Origin of the sequence: Flavobacterium sp. 245, assembly GCF_004362055.1 — a bacterium.
Taxonomy (GTDB): Bacteria; Bacteroidota; Bacteroidia; order Flavobacteriales; family Flavobacteriaceae; genus Flavobacterium.
Window position 1 is genome coordinate 115,470 of the sequence record NZ_SNXB01000004.1, and the last position, 14,048, is coordinate 129,517.

The following is a 14,048-nucleotide window of genomic DNA, read 5'->3' on the forward strand; positions in this document are numbered from 1 at the left end:
ACTCTTACTAATTAATTTAATCTATTGATATACTCTTACGTAATCAATCTCCATTGAAGACTGCGTAAAAGCTGCATCAATATTACCGCCAAAATTACCTCCCATAGCAACATTCAAAATTAAGAAAAAGTCTTTGTTGAAAGGCAAACTCGCATCATTAGGAACCGAATGAATTAACTCATTATCTACATATATTTTTACTGCTTCAGGACTCCAGATTGTTTTATAGATATGGAATTCTGTTGAAACATTTGCGATTGTTTTAGAACCTGTATTAGCAGTTCCGCCAAAATGTCCAGGATAATGAAGCGTTCCGTGAATTACATTCTGGCTGTTTCCTACATGCTCCATAATATCTAATTCTCCGCATGCAGGCCAAGCATTTGTTGCATAATTTGCGCCTAGCATCCAGATAGCGGGCCAAGTTCCACCACCTTTTGGAAGTTTTGCGCGCACCTCAACTTTTCCATACGTGAATTTATATTTCCCTTCAGATTTCAATCTGGCTGAAGAATAATCAGCGCCTCCTGAAGCTTCTTTTTTAGCTGTAATTTTTAAATTACCTCCTTGAACAATTACATTTGTTGATGAATTAGTATAATTCTGTTTTTCATTATTTCCCCATCCATTATCGCCACGTCCTAAATCATAAACCCATTTTGAAGCATCTGGCGCTCCATCTGTGTTGAACTCATCAGACCATACTAGATTAGTATAATCCTTATCTGGAGTTGTTGGATTTTGCGTTGGTTTTGTAGTTGTAAAAATATGATACCAAGCCAAAGATGCATTTCCGCCCATAACGGCTCTAACAACCATTCTGTTTGCTGTTATCGATAAAATCTCATAAGAACTCTGACCTATATAATACCCCATAAATCCGTTATCAGAAAAATTCATCATTGTTCCTCTAGTTTGCGTTGCATGATTTGGATTTTGCATCACAACAGATTCTGAAGGACTTAATGAAACCGATTTTTTTCCTGAAGTGTCATAAGCTAAACAAGCATCAGAACCTGAGCTACCTCCTGCTACACTTTCAAAAGCAGCGTTGAAGAAAGTTGCTCCGCCATTGTTTAACTGAAATTTAAGCTGCTCTCCTTCAAGAGAGAATGTCAATTCATTTTCATACAAACAGCTGCTTGTTGGCGAAGCTGCTTTTTCCCAAGCTCCAGCCTGATAATAATTCCCATAATAGTTTTTAGTAGCATCACCGTCATTTTGACCAACACCTAAATGTCCAGCCTCTGAAGCTGACCAATACCATTTTTTAGAAGTACCGCCAGTTAAAAACTGTACAGCTTCAGGATCGCTAAAATCACTTTTAACGGTAACGTCAGTTGTAGTTGTACTACTCACACCGCCTTTTCCAGAAGCAATTACCGTTACCGTATAAGTATTAACGCCGGTTTTTGTAAAACGTTTTGTTATTACTCCGTTTGGCGCATTATCTGATGTTCCGTCACTGTACACATATTTGTATGATATTGCACCATCTGCTATAGCAGTGAACTTTACAGTTCCTGAACCGTCTCCGTTTGGAGCGGCGGTTGTTTTACCAATAATCTCAGCAGTAACTTTAAGATTTGTTGGTGAATCTATTGATCCAAAAGTAAAATCATCTTTTTGACAACCCGTCATCAAGAGAATCGTAAATATGGATACTATTTTTATAATTATATTTTTGCTCATGATTTCTTGTTTTAATTGGATTGTTTTATGTCGTCAAAATAATAATTCACTCCAGTTCCTGTTTGTCCAAAGTCTGGAAATAAAATTACTCTGTCGTATTTTACACTAGCATCAAAACTCGCTGCGCTTGTAAGGTCAAAAGTTAAAATTTGCCAAGCATTTGCTACGGTTGTAGATGCATGCACTTCAAAATTAACGCTTGGATTCCCGTTGCCGTCTTTTGGAGACGTTGAAAGCTCCATTTTGTATAAAATGTCGGCACCAACTTTTGGAGACCATACGGCAACTTTTACTTTAGTTCCTTTTGAAAAATCTGGTGAAGCATCAAGATTTAAGCTTGCTCCCGCCCAAGTTTCAGCACCTGATTTTTTCTCTAATTTCACTACTTTATCAGATACATTCGCTCCAGTTTTATCTGGATTTGTTGTCATCGAAGCAATAACATTTCCAAATCCGCCCCAAGCATACGTTAAGTTTGTAGATTCAAAATCTATAGGCAATGCAATTGATTCTGCGGGTGCTTTGTAGAAATAGATATTATCAATAAAAACAGTTCCTCCGGCCCAAGGTGTTCCAACAAATTTCAATTGGAAAATTTTATCCACTGTTAACCCTTGACTTGTAAATGCCGAAATTGGAATATCAATACTTGTCCATTGATTTGCAGTAAGATCTTTGGTAACAGGTTTTTCTGAAGGTCCAGTCTGAATTAATGAAGTTTCAATTTTTTGCAAATCAGCTGTCCAAACATCCATGTGTAAATATTCCATTTTTGAAACATCTATTGTCACATTGTTTGCCAATTCAATTCCCTGATAGCTTAATTTAATATAATTCAGCATTTTATCTCCGCTCAAATCAAACTCTGCCCAGCTGCTTCCTTGTCCTGCCTGACCCCAGTCTGGGAAATAATTTGTTCCTGCAACATTGGTATATTTAGAACCATAAATCGAGATAACATCTGCCGGTTGTCTGTTTGGAGGCGTCGGTGCTGATGCTGAAGGTGCTACAACCAATTTTGCCGTAACCTGAGCTGTATATTCAGTAGTTTTTATAGCGGCGCTTTTAGAAACTACACGAACAGTATAAACACCTGCTTCTTTATAAGTATAAGAAACCGATTCACCATTATTTGCCGAAATTGGATCTGGTTTTCCTGCTTCTCCAAAATAAACATCATAAAACAAAGCAAAATCTGCTGTTGCTTTTACTGTTATTTTTTTAGATACTGATAAATCATTCGTGATTACAACTTCTAACTTTTCCGGTGCTCTAAATGAAACCACAACATCATGAGTTACTTCAGTTGTTTTTCCATTAACATTCATTGCGGTAATTTTCGATTTATAAGTTCCTTCTTTATAAGTATGCGTTAAAGTACCTCCAGAAGGAACATAAGCTGATTCTGGAGTTCCGTCTCCAAAATTAATTTTGTACTGCGTTGCTCCTTCTCCTGTAGGTATAAAAGTAACTTTCCCAGTGTTGTCCTGAGTAACAGTTGTCAATGCCGAAATATTAGATGGTGCAGCGGCACTGTCTAAATCAACATCAAGAGCATCATCGTTTGCGCAAGCGATCAGTGTTGCTAAAACGAATAGATTTAGTATTAAATATATTTTTTTCATAATTGTATTTTTTAGTATCCAGGATTTTGTTGCCAGTTTCCGTTTGCAAATTGAATTTCTTCAATTGGAAGTGGAAATAATTCATTCTTATTAGCTGTAAAACCAGGTATTTTTCCAACAGCTTTTCCAGTTCTTACCAAATCAAAGAAACGGTGTCCTTCTCCAAAAAGTTCGACTCTTCTTTCGGCATAAATAAAATCGGTCAATGCGGCTCCTGAAGCTGTAATATCATGATTATTATCGCCAAAAGCACGTCTTCTTACCTGATTTAGATACTCTTTTGCTTTCGCATCATTATTTCCTGCGCGACTGTAAGCCTCTGCAGCCATTAATAAAACATCAGCGTAACGAATTGCTCTGTAATTATTTGGGTTAGTCAGGTTCAAATCACCTGCGGCACTTGAACTTCTTTTTCTTGGAAGATATTTTCTGTTGAAGTATCCCGTATCCTCATTTCCTTTTCCGAAGCTTACGCCTTTTCCGCCATCATAATTAGTATTTGCTGCAGCAAAAGCCGCAATATCTAAAATTGCAACATCTTTACGTTTGTCACCTGTTTCAAACGCATCAGCTCCTTCTTTTGTTGGAATATTAAAACTGAATCCTGAAGAAAAAAGTGGACCCGAAAAATTTCTGACACCGCTGAATCCTACCGCAACGTTTCCTTCACTACACTGCAGACATCCAAAACCAGCTCCTTCAACATCTGTGTACTGCACTTCAAAAACAGATTCTGCTCCGTTTTCTCCGTCCATTTCAAAAATCGAATTGTAATCCGTTACCAAAGAATATTTTCCTGATGTAATAACGCCTTCAAGAGCAGTTGCCGCCTGAGAAAATTTATTTTCATATAAATACGCTTTTCCAAGAAGTGCTAAAGCTGCACCTTTTGTAGCGCGTCCTTTTTGAGAAGCAATTGGAGATAAATTAGCAGCAGCAAAAGTCAAATCAGCTTCAATAGAAGCGAAAACTTCTTCCTTAGTTGAACGCGGTACTGTTTTTTCATCTCCAATTTTAAACCTAGCATCGCCTTTCATTGGTATACCACCAAACCATTTCACTAACTCAAACTGGTAGTATGCTCTAAGAAAACGTGCTTCGGCTATAATTTGTGTTTTTCCTTGAAAATCGGTTTTATTTTGAAATTCAAGAATATAATTTGCTCTTTGAACACCTGCAAACATCCAGTTCCAAACATCTCTTAGATTGCTGTTTACTGGAGTATGAATCATATCGTCGATTTGCTGAAAACCTATAACATCTGTTGGGCTTTCTCCTCCGCATAATGTATTATCCGAGGCAATTTCGCCTAATAAAACATTTACATAAGAAGCCTGAAGCAAATCGTAAGCTGCAATTAATGCCTGATCATAATCGGCTTTTGAATTAAAATAGTTTTCAGAATCGATAGAATATTCTGGTGTAGGATCAACATACTCATCCGAACAAGAAATACTTAAAGTCGAAAACAGAGTAAGCGTTATAACGGTTGTATATAAATATTTTTTCATTTTAATTGAAATTAAAAATTAAGGTTAAGTCCCATTAAGTAGGTTCTTGGAATTGGATAAAAACCATAATCGATTCCCGCACCAATTGGAGACTGAGAAACATTATCACGATTTTGCGGACCAAATGAAGCGCCTGGATCAAAACCTTTATATTTTGTAAATGTGTATAAATTATTTACCCCTACGTAAAGTCTTAATTTTGTAAGCCCTGCTTTTTGAGCCACATTTGGACTAAGAGAATATCCTAATTGAATATTTTGGATTCTGAAATAAGAAGCATCTTCTACAAAATAATTAGAAAAAACATTGTTTGCAGTTGCACCTGTTGTAACTCTTGGAGTTGAATTTGTTGATCCTTCGCCTGTCCATCGGTCTAAAACATAATTTAAACGATTAGCATCTGAAAGTGTTCTTTCATAATTACGAACCATATCATTGCCTACTGAAGCAAATGTGAACATTGCAAAATCCACATTTTTATAATTCATCTGTATGTTGAAACCCATTGTTGCATCGGCAATTGGATCGCCAATATTGGTTTTATCATTTGTATCAATTTTTCCATCACCATTTACATCAACATAACGAAGATCTCCAGGAGCCGCATTTGCACCTAAAGCAATTTGTGATGGATGTGCATCGATTTCTGCTTGATTTTGGAAAACTCCATCGGTTTTATATCCGTAGAAATACCCCATTGGCTTTCCTATTTCCATACGAGAAGGTGCAGGTTGTCCAACGCCAAAAGCTCCTCCTTCAATAAATCCTGTACCATTATTTACTTCTTGTACAACATTTTTAAGGAAAGTTACATTGTAGCCAACGCTGAAATTAAAAGCATCTGAGAATTTATCTTTATAATCGATTGCGAATTCAAAACCTGAATTCTTAACAGATCCTGCATTAAGAGTTGGAGCACTTGCGCCCGGAGCTCCTGTACCGTTAATTCCCGAAACCGGAATATTTGGCACTAATAAATCTTTTCTGATATCACTGAAATAATCGGCAACGATGTAAACTTTGTCGTTTAAGATTTTCATATCAAGACCAACATCAAATTTCTCAGCTTCTTCCCATTTTAAATTTGGATTTGGAACCTGTCCTGTAGAGCTTCCGTTTACAATTGCGCCATCAAAAACATAAGTAGCTTCACCGTTCAAAAGTCCTAAATAACCATAATTCGGAATTTGATCATTTCCTAACGTTCCATAACTAGCTCTTAGCTTTAAGAAATTTATAAACTTAGGCTCTCCGAAAAATTCTTCCTTAGAAATAATCCAACCACCAGTAACCGATGAAAAATATCCGATTTTATTTCCTGGCCCAAATTTAGTCGAAGCATCGCGACGGGTCATTCCAGACAATAAATACTTCTCTTTATAATCGTACTGAAGTCTTGCATAATAGGACAATCTTCTTTGATCATAATTATAAGAACTGTTTGTAAGCGTTTCCGAAATTCCTTTCGTCAACGAGATATCAGCAAATTGCCAAGAATTGTTTGGAACATCAAAACCTGTTGCTGTAAGTCCATTACCCCATTCTTTAAAGATTGTTGTACCTACAGTTGCCGTGATATTGTGTGCATCTGCAATTTTTGTTGTATAAGTACCATAAAGGTCAAATGAATAATTATTATCATTTACAGCTCTTTGCGTAACTGTACTTCTTTGAACATCAAAAACTTTTCCGCCGTAGCTAATCTGTTGTGCAAAGTCTTTTCCTTCACTGTTTGAAGTATTAAAACCAATAGCACTTGCTAAAGTGAATCCTTTGAAGATTTTATAATCCAAACCAAAGTTTCCATTCAGTTTTTTATAATTATAATCATTATACGTATTGGCAATTTGCGCCAGCGGATTAATGATTTCGTTTCCTAATCCTGTTGTATTTGGCACAAGAGTAAAACTGCCGTCTGGATTATAAGGAGTCAATGTTGCAGGAACATTCAACGCATTAAACAATACAGATCCTAGACCATTTTCATTTAATGTTTTTCTGGTAAAATAAGTATAAATAACATTTGTTCTCAGTTTAATTTTACTGCTTAAATCAGCGCCTAAACCAATTCTTGCCGTATTTCGCAAATAACCTGATTTATCACCTCCAACAATACCTTCTTGATCTAAATGTGATCCACTGATTGAATACGTAATATTTTCTGAACCTCCAGAAATAGTCAAATCATTATTAATAATAGGAGCGCCTTTCTGGAACACTTCATCTTGCCAGTTTGTACCCTTTCCTAGTCCGCTTACATTTGGATAAGGAATTGGTTTCCCTCCATTTGCATAACTTTCATTTAATAAAAGTGCATATTCTGTTGCATTTAAAGTCGGAAGTTTTCTAGATGTTTCCTGAAATCCTGCATAGCTGTTAAAAGAAACTTTAGTTTTAGAATTCTTTTTTCCCATTTTGGTTGTCACCAAAATAATTCCGTTTGCACCAATTGTTCCATAGATTGCCGCCTGAGCATCCTTTAAAACTGTAATCGTTTCAATATCATTTGGATTTAGCAAACTAAAATCTCCTACATAGCCGTCGATTATGGCAGTTGGCGAATTTTGGCCGTTTGTTGCAATACCACGAATACGAATATCCAATCCCGCTCCCGGCGCACCAGACTGTGTAGTTACATTCACTCCGGAAACAGTTCCTTGTAAAGCCTGCTCAATTCTTGCTGGTTTTAAAATATCCAGCGTTTTGCTGTCAACGACAGAAACAGCTCCGGTAATTTCTCTTTTCTTTTGAGTACCGTACCCAATAACAACCACTTCTTCGAGTGATTTGGAGTCGTCGGCCATCTTTACATTTATCTTAGTTCCAGAAACTGCAATTTCTTGCGTTCTGTAACCAATATAAGTAAAGACAATTGAAGCTCCTTTTGGAACTCCAGTTAACTTAAAAGATCCGTCAAAGTCTGTGGTTGTACTCTGAGAGGAACTTTTAACTTTTACATTTACGCCAGGCAGTGATAATCCTGACCCATCTACTACCGTTCCGCTTACATCATATGATTGCGCAAAGGCAAATGATGTACACAACGATAGTACAATTAGTAATAATTTAGATTTCATAATTAGTTAGTTTTTATTGAAAGATAAATTTATTCGTTCCAATTAGGAATCCGCTAAATTTAACCTCAACAAAAAACATACATCATAAAAAAAATGCAACTAATTTTAAGATTTCGCAAAAAAAATCGTGATACAACTAATAATTACGAATGTTAATTTCTTTAACATTTGCGTTACAAAAACCTAACAAAGTCATAATGTTGTGGTAATGTATAGTTTTTTTGGTTGCTTTTTTGCGCTACTATACAGCAAGAATATATTCCACTAAACCGATTTCGTGCTGCAAATCCATTTTTTTGCGCAAACGGTATCTTTTAATCTCAACACTTCGTACCGAGATATTGAACAGCGGTGCGATTTCTTTTGAAGAAAGATTTAAACGAAGATACGCACACAAACGAAGATCATTTGGAGTCAATAAAGGATGAAGCTGTTTGATTCGTTTTAAGAAATCCTTATCGGCATTATCGAAAGCTTCTTTAAAAACATTCCAGGAATCTTCTTCGGTAATATTTTTATTAATCGTACTAATAACCGATTTGATGTTTTTGTTTTCACCCGGAGCTGTTTTCTGCAAATCTTCTTTAATAAAAGCCAGCAATTCATTTTTACTATTTAAACTCATGGTCGAAACGGCTAATTCTCTGCTTTTGTTATCAACATCCTGAGAAAGCTGTTCGTTTCTCAATTTCATTAATTGCTGTTCGTTTTCTAATTCTTTGATTTCAAGCAAAAGATTATTCTCTTCAATAAGTTTCTCTTTCTGTTTTTGATAGTAATTTCGGTATGCCTTATTAATCAAATATGCCATGGCCAACATCAAAAGGAAATAAATAAAAACGGCCAGATTTGTCAAATACCAAGGTTTTGAAATTACGAATGTATAAACGGCCGTATTCTCCAAAATTGTATTGGCATATTTTGCCCTAACCTTAAAGGTGTATTTTCCCGGAGAAAGATTTTTGAAATTCACAGTTGCTTTTGTGCTCCATTCGCTCCATTCATTCTGAAAACCTTCAAGCAAGTATTGATATTCTGTATTAATGTATTTATTGTACTCCGGAACTGTGTAGTTTAATGTGATATTATTTTCACTTGATGCAAAGCTTCCTTCTTCTTGAATAGCAACATTTTTCAGGGTTTCATTTTGCTTATTCATTGTGATATCTGTGACAAAAACTGTGTAGTTCTTAAAACTTAAGTCATCAATATTTAAAGTATAATAACCATCTGTTGTCCCTATTAAATAATTTGATTTAGAAATCTGGGTAATATTTTCATAGCCCAACATTGAATTTGTCAACGATGCGGGAATCGGAATTACATTTTCCTTAAGCTGACTGCTAAGTTTGCTGGCTGAGAAATAATGAATGTAATTTTTAGAAAAAAGCCATATTTTATTCGAATTGTCAACAATTAACTTACCCGATGTATATTCATCATTTTCAAAAATGGAACTTAAAACGCTATCTTTTTCAAATTGTTTCGTTGTTGCATTTAATTTAAAAATACCGCCTTTGTAAGCATAATAAATTGAATTATTAAACTTTGTCAAACTTGCACGAATCCCTTTCTGAGGAGCTTTATAAGTATAAAAATTATTTGTTTTAGATAACGAATTGTCAAGTTTTAGCCTAAAAATCCCTTTATATTCATGGCTGACATAAACATCTAAATTATTTGCGATTTCAAAATATCGGGATGAATAGTCAAATCCTTTAATTTTATTTCGAAATACCCACTGATTATTTACTTTTTCTAAAACCGAAATCCCGTAGTAATTTCCTTGAAGCAAAAGATTTTTATTATGCGGAACTGGTTCAAATTTCCAGCTTCCAGATGCTGAAAAAATGCTTCGAGCGGTATCATTTACTACTAGAAATGTTCCAGAATCATGTCCGCAGAAAAGTGCATCATCATAAACAAAAAGTGACCAAACCTGACCTTTTGTTCCATTTATAAATTTAAAATCACTATTGCTTTCAAGCGGTCTGCAAAAAAGTCCTTGATTTGTTCCAATATATAAAAGTCCTTTGTAAACCGCCGAAGCGTAAACCGTTCCTAATACCCCCGAATCGTCAGTAAAACTATGTACAGGCGACTGCATATTGATACAGTTAATTCCGTTATCAAGTCCTGCCCATAAATTTTGATCTTTGTCTTCAAAAAGCGACAAAGCAGTATTATTGCTCAATCCTTTACTTTGCGAAAGATGGTATTTTAACTTTCCTTTATCTGATAAAATAAAAATCCCGTTAGAAACAGTTCCCAAAGCAAAATTCCCATTCTGAAGACGCTGACTGCTGTAAACAAAACTTGATTTTAATTCTGAATCAACATCGGTAACAAAACGAGTCAGTGTATTTTTGACCAATTTATACATTCCATCGAGCTGCGTCTGAATTAGTAAACCATCATCGGTATTGAAAATATTGGCAATTGTAAATTTTTTCAGAATTGGATTATCTGAAACTAACTTTGCTTTTCCGCTTTCAATTTCAAAAAGACCTTCTTTCATCGTTTGAAAATAGATCGCATTTTTAGGCGCAAATGATTTTATAACGCCATTTTTTGGTGCAATAATTTTAAACTGTCCCGTTTTTGTATCGTAAATATAAATTCGGTTAAGCGACTGAAACAAAACCCATTGATCATATTTTAATATGTTCCAAAATTGCTCATCATCTAAAATTTTGCTTTTGATTGTATTACTAAGCGAAGTATATTTCAGCCTGCCGTCTGGTTTTCTGGTCCAATAACCAAAATTCATGTAAGTTCCTGTATAGATTTTATTTCCAATTACTTTTACAGAGCGCAGAATTGTTTCATTTGGAGCACGATACAGTTGCCAATTTGTTCCGTTATATTCTAAAAGTCCATCATTATTAGCAAAATACAAGTAATTCTGATCGTCCTGTGAAATCATCCAGCTTTGATTACCAGCTCCATAAACAGAAGACGAATACTTAATAATTGGCGGAAATTCCTGTGCAAACATCAGGAAATTAAATAAAAGAAATAAAGTAGATAGTTTAGTTTTCAAAATTTGGTCAGGATATTAAAATAGTACTAAAACAGTTCTAAAATAGGATATTTTATATTTGAAACAATACTTTTTTTTAAAATACGCGAATACATTGCGTTCCTGCGGTTGAAACGATGTTAAAAAAAAAATATTTATAAGGGCTTACAAGAAATTAAATTTCAAGATCTAACATGGTAATTCTGTTAAGATTTGGAACAATATCCTTAACAAAACTCTCCTCAAAATTGATTACTTTTGTAAAAATTGACTTTTTTTATGCAAATCGATCTTTCTACACTCGACCCAAAGCAAAATATCATCATTAAAGGAGCACAGGTACATAATCTAAAAAATGTAAGTGTTGCTATTCCGCGAAATAAACTTGTTGTAATTACAGGACTTTCAGGATCAGGAAAATCCAGTTTGGCATTTGATACGCTATATGCCGAAGGACAGCGCCGTTATGTAGAAAGTTTATCATCATACGCACGTCAATTTTTGGGACGTCTGGACAAACCAAAAGTGGAATACATAAAAGGTATTGCACCGGCAATTGCAATCGAGCAAAAAGTCAATACGACAAATGCTCGTTCGACTGTTGGTACTTCTACTGAAATTTACGATTATATCAAACTTTTATATGCCAGAATTGGCCGCACTTTTTCTCCAGTTTCTGGAGAGGAAGTCAAAAAAAATACCGTAACCGATGTTATTTCTGATGTTAAAACTTTAGAAATTGACAGCAAATGGCTTTTACTGGCTCCCATTCATTTAGAAGAAGGAAGACAGCTTGAAGACAAACTAAAAGTCCTTTTACAGCAAGGTTTTGCTCGTATTTTAGTCGACAATGAAATGGTTCGTCTGGATGAATTTACAGCTTCAGATCTTCATACTTTAGACAATAAGGATATTCTATTAATCATTGATCGAATTGTTGTTAAAGAGGAAGAAGAATTCTACAATCGTCTCGCAGATGCTGTACAAACTGCTTTCTTTGAAGGAAAAGGAATTTGTTTTCTGCAGGAATTAGGTACCGAAAAGCGTTTTTCTTATTCTAATAATTTTGAATTGGACGGAATTACGTTTTTAGAACCAAATGTTCATTTGTTCAGTTTCAACAATCCTTACGGTGCTTGTCCGGTTTGTGAAGGCTATGGAAATATTATAGGCATTGATGCCGATTTAGTAGTTCCAAATACTTCTTTATCTGTTTTTGAAAGTGCCATTTATCCGTGGCGAGGCGAAAGCATGAGCTGGTATAAAGATGAATTAGTAAAACATGCTTACAAATTTGACTTCCCAATTCACAAGCCATTCTTTCAATTATCAGAAGAGCAAAAAGATTTGCTTTGGAAAGGAAATCAATATTTTCAGGGATTAAATGATTTTTTCAGAGAATTAGAAGAGAAAAATTATAAAATCCAAAATCGCGTAATGTTATCGCGTTATCGAGGCAAAACTAAATGCCACGCATGTCGCGGAAAACGCTTGCGCGAAGAAGCTTCATACGTAAAAATTAATGGCAAAACGGTTTCAGAATTAGTCGATTTGCCTATTAGGCATTTGGTTACTTTTTTCAAAAATATTGATTTAAATGTTTATGAAGCGCAAATTGCAAAACGTTTGATGGTCGAAATCAACAATCGTTTATCATTTCTGACAGAAGTTGGTTTGGATTACCTTACGTTAAACCGAAACTCTTCAACACTTTCTGGAGGAGAATCACAGCGTATTAATCTTGCAACTTCATTAGGAAGCAGTCTTGTTGGTTCGATGTACATTTTAGATGAACCAAGTATAGGTCTTCATCCAAAAGATTCTGAACGTCTTATTAAAGTATTGCTTTCTCTTCGTGATTTAGGAAATACGGTAATTGTGGTTGAACACGACGAAGATATCATGAAAGCAGCCGATATGATTATTGATATTGGTCCAGAAGCAGGAACTTTTGGAGGAAATTTGGTCGCTCAAGGAACTTATGAAGAAATCTTGAAATCAGATTCGCTTACTTCAAAATACCTGAACGGTGATTTAGAAATTTCTGTTCCAAAGAAAAGACGAAAATTCAAAAATCACATTGATATTATTGGTGCAAGAGAAAACAATTTAAAAAATATTGACGTTACATTTCCACTTGATGTTTTAACGGTTGTAACCGGAGTTTCAGGAAGTGGAAAAAGTACTTTGATCAAGAAAATCTTGTTTCCTGCCATGCAGAAAAAACTGGAAAATGCTGCTGAAAAAGCAGGCCAGTTCAGCGAAATAAAAGGTTCTTTTTCACAAATCAAACATATTGAATATGTAGATCAAAATCCTATTGGAAGAAGTTCAAGATCAAATCCGGTGACGTATATCAAAGCATATGATGATATCCGAGATTTGTATGCTAAAGAAAAACTTTCAAAAATAAGAGGCTATCAAGCCAAACATTTTTCTTTTAACGTTGATGGAGGCCGATGTGAAACTTGCAAAGGAGAAGGCTCAATAAACATTGAAATGGTTTTCATGGCCGATGTTTCACTGCCTTGCGAAACATGTGGTGGAAAACGATTTAAAAAAGAAATTTTGGAAGTTACGTTTGACAATAAAAACATCAATGACATTTTAACTATGACTATTGATGATGCAATTGCTTTCTTTGAAAAAAACAAACAATCAAAAATCACTCAAAAATTACAGCCTTTGCAAGACGTAGGTTTAGGATATGTTCAATTAGGACAATCATCTTCTACCCTTTCTGGCGGTGAAGCCCAGCGTATCAAATTAGCTTCTTTTTTAGTTAAAGGTGCAACAAAAGACAAAGCTCTATTTGTATTTGATGAACCTACAACGGGACTGCATTTTCACGATATCAAGAAATTATTAGCTTCATTTGATGCTTTAATCGAAAAAGGCCATTCGATAATTGTCATCGAACATAATCTCGATTTAATAAAATGTGCCGACTGGATCATTGATCTTGGACCTGAAGGCGGTGAAAACGGAGGGCATTTGTTGGCCGTGGGAACGCCAGAAGACATTGTAAAAGTAAAAGAATCTATCACTGGAATTTATTTGAAAGATAAACTTTGAAAATGCTTTAGGCATTAGGCAATAAGCTTTAGGCTTTTTTTACAGA

6 protein-coding genes are annotated in these 14,048 nt (G+C 35.1%); 1 reads left to right on the forward strand and 5 read right to left on the reverse strand.

Annotation, left to right across the window (positions count from 1 at the left end; genetic code table 11):
* Positions 1 to 21: 21 nt before the first annotated feature.
* From EV145_RS09330 to EV145_RS09350, 5 genes are all read right to left on the reverse strand, one after another.
* Positions 22 to 1,692, reverse strand: a complete 1,671-nt coding sequence (locus EV145_RS09330) for a family 16 glycosylhydrolase (RefSeq protein WP_133524948.1) — start codon at positions 1,690 to 1,692, stop codon at positions 22 to 24.
* 11 nt (positions 1,693 to 1,703) lie between these two features.
* Positions 1,704 to 3,317, reverse strand: a complete 1,614-nt coding sequence (locus EV145_RS09335) for a PKD domain-containing protein (RefSeq protein WP_133524949.1) — start codon at positions 3,315 to 3,317, stop codon at positions 1,704 to 1,706.
* A gap of 11 nt (positions 3,318 to 3,328) precedes the next feature.
* Positions 3,329 to 4,828, reverse strand: coding sequence for a RagB/SusD family nutrient uptake outer membrane protein (locus EV145_RS09340; protein WP_133524950.1), 1,500 nt, complete (start codon positions 4,826 to 4,828; stop codon positions 3,329 to 3,331).
* An 11-nt stretch (positions 4,829 to 4,839) separates the two neighbouring features.
* Entirely contained in the window at positions 4,840 to 7,905 is a 3,066-nt protein-coding gene (locus EV145_RS09345; RefSeq protein ID WP_133524951.1) for a SusC/RagA family TonB-linked outer membrane protein, read from the reverse strand.
* 241 nt (positions 7,906 to 8,146) lie between these two features.
* The gene (locus EV145_RS09350) at positions 8,147 to 10,948 is read right to left on the reverse strand and encodes a triple tyrosine motif-containing protein (RefSeq protein ID WP_317128116.1); all 2,802 of its coding nucleotides are present in this window, start codon (positions 10,946 to 10,948) and stop codon (positions 8,147 to 8,149) included.
* A 258-nt stretch (positions 10,949 to 11,206) separates the two neighbouring features.
* Here EV145_RS09350 and uvrA point away from each other — a divergent pair, with 258 nt between their 5' ends.
* The gene (gene uvrA, locus EV145_RS09355; protein ID WP_133524952.1) at positions 11,207 to 14,002 is read left to right on the forward strand and encodes an excinuclease ABC subunit UvrA; all 2,796 of its coding nucleotides are present in this window, start codon (positions 11,207 to 11,209) and stop codon (positions 14,000 to 14,002) included.
* Positions 14,003 to 14,048 lie beyond the last annotated feature (46 nt).